General features: G+C 63.9%; 2 protein-coding genes and 1 pseudogene. 2 read left to right on the top strand and 1 reads right to left on the bottom strand.

The window, feature by feature from the left end:
• A partial coding sequence (locus EWH12_RS21730) for a leucine zipper domain-containing protein (protein ID WP_165363700.1) occupies positions 1-698 on the bottom strand: 698 nt, incomplete at its 3' end.
• A 148-nt stretch (positions 699-846) separates the two neighbouring features.
• On the opposite strand from EWH12_RS21730, the gene EWH12_RS21735 reads away from it, so the two are divergent.
• Positions 847-1,443 carry a recombinase family protein gene (locus tag EWH12_RS21735; protein ID WP_048575153.1) on the top strand — a complete coding sequence of 199 codons (597 nt, stop codon included), beginning with the start codon at positions 847-849 and terminating at the stop codon, positions 1,441-1,443.
• A 65-nt stretch (positions 1,444-1,508) separates the two neighbouring features.
• Positions 1,509-2,195 (top strand): annotated as a pseudogene (locus tag EWH12_RS21740) (M1 family peptidase); the annotation flags it as partial.

A 2,195-nucleotide genomic window follows, 5' to 3' on the forward strand; every position in this document is an offset into this window, starting at 1 on the left:
TACAGGACGTCGGGAATGCCGCATACCGGCCAGGTCGGATCGGCCTTGCGCCAAATCGCCTGTCGCAGCGCGAGCGACGTGTTGAGCGCGGAGGGCGCGCCGAGGAAAACCATGTAGCCTGCTATCACGCGCGAGTGATCGTCCAGCACCGTCGTCAGCCACGGCCGCACCGGGCGACCGCCGGCATCGAGGATCAGGATATCGAGCTGGGTGTGATCGGCTTGCCAGATCGCATTGGGGTGTTCGGCGCGGTGCCGATGCACCAACTCGAACTTGTCGCGGAAGGCGGCAGCACCTTCATGTGCCAAGGTCAGCATCGCCGGATCGATCCGCCGCACGATATCGCGCACGCTGCCATAGGACGGCATTCGCCATTGCCGTTCGCCGACGATGGCGGCGAGACGGCGATGGATGGTCACGATCGATGGCGGCGGTTTGAGCAGCGCCATGCCCTCGATCAGTTCGACTAGTTCTTTCGGGAAGGTACGCTTGCCGGCTTCGGGTCGGGTAGGACGCGCCAGCCCCGCCGGACCATCGGCGCGGTAGCGGGCGAGCCAGCGGCGAGCGGTGCGGAGCGAGATGCCGGCGTCGGTCGCGGCTTGGTCCAGCGGCACCGCATCATGGAGGTGCCGACGGAGCACAGCCATCCGTGGCGCGACTTCGGCACTTCCCGATTCCGACTTACGATCATCGGTCATGGTGATCTGCCCCGTCCGAAAGAGGATCGTTCAGCGGACGGTCGCCAGCTGACCTGTCGAGGCACGGGAAACCGCCAAAAGCCGAGTCTCATATAGATGGTACTATATCTTTTGCGTTGAGGGACCCCTTTACGTTACAGATTTCACCATGACACACACGCTGATCGGCTACGCCCGATGCTCCACCGACAAACAGGACCTTGCCGCCCAACAGGACGCGCTGGTCAAACTCGGCGTCGCGGCCAATCGCATCTACACCGACAAGGGCTTTACCGGGACGAACCGGACCCGCCCCGGTCTGGATCAGGCGCTCGCGGCGGTCCGAAGCGGCGACACGCTGGTGGTGCCCAAGCTCGACCGTCTTGCGCGGTCGGTGCCCGACGCGCGCGCGATCGGCGACGACCTCGCCATGCGGGGCGTAAAGCTACAGCTCGGGGCCAGTGTCCACGATCCGTCCGACCCGATGGGCAAGCTGTTCTTCAACATCCTCGCCACCTTCGCCGAGTTCGAGGCCGACCTGATCCGGATGCGGACCCGCGAAGGCATGGTGGTCGCACGTTCGAAAGGGAAGCTGCGCGGCAAGAAGCCCAAGCTGTCGGATCGCCAGCAGAAGGAGTTGCGCCGCATGTACGACACCGACGACTATTCGATCAGCGATCTCGCCGAGGTGTTCTCGATATCGCGGCCAACCGTGTATCGGACGCTTGGACGCCAATCTTCCGCGCCTGCGGCAAAGCCGGCGTGATCCTACCACGACCGCGCCTAGGTGTTGGCCCCATCGATAGAAGCTATGAGTATAAAGGGGCATCAGTGATCCGCAGAATGTTGGCGTCACCGTTAGCCGGGACGGCTCTGGGGTTGCTGTGCAGCCCTGCGTTCGCCGCCAACAGGCCTGGGGATGGATTCGAGGTAGCGAGCTACAGGCTCGCGCTTACCCCGGACATCGAGAACAGGACCGTCGCGGGACGTGAGAAGATCACGCTACGCGCGACGGTGGATGGCGTCCGGCGGCTGAATTTCTCCGCCAACACTCTCGGCATCGACAGTGCAACCCTCGATGGCGTGGCGCTCGCTCATACTGTGGAAGGCGATGTGCTCGGCTTCGATCTGCCCCGGCCGCTCCGGCGTGGACGCACGGTCAAGCTGGAGTTGTCCTATCATGGCCGCCCTGCACGTGGGTTCGCCGGCTCGGCGACGACGCTCTACACCAGCTATTTTGCCTGCGACTGGATGGTGTGTTCCCAGAACAAGTTCGGCGAGAAAGCGGCCTTCTCGCTCGATCTGCGTGTTCCGGCCGGGATGACCAGCCTGTCAGTCGGCAACATGATCGTGCGGCGACCGGGAGCGGACGGCAGCGAGATCCATACCTGGAAAGCGCCTCGGCCCTACTCGGCCTATCTTTACGGCTTTGCGGTGGGTCGACTCACGCGGGTCAGCGAACGGGTCGGATCAAAAAGGCTCACCTATCTGAGCAACACTGCCGACGCGGGCGAGCTG

It is taken from the genome of Sphingobium cupriresistens (assembly GCF_004152865.1).
Taxonomy (GTDB): Bacteria; Pseudomonadota; Alphaproteobacteria; order Sphingomonadales; family Sphingomonadaceae; genus Sphingobium; species Sphingobium cupriresistens.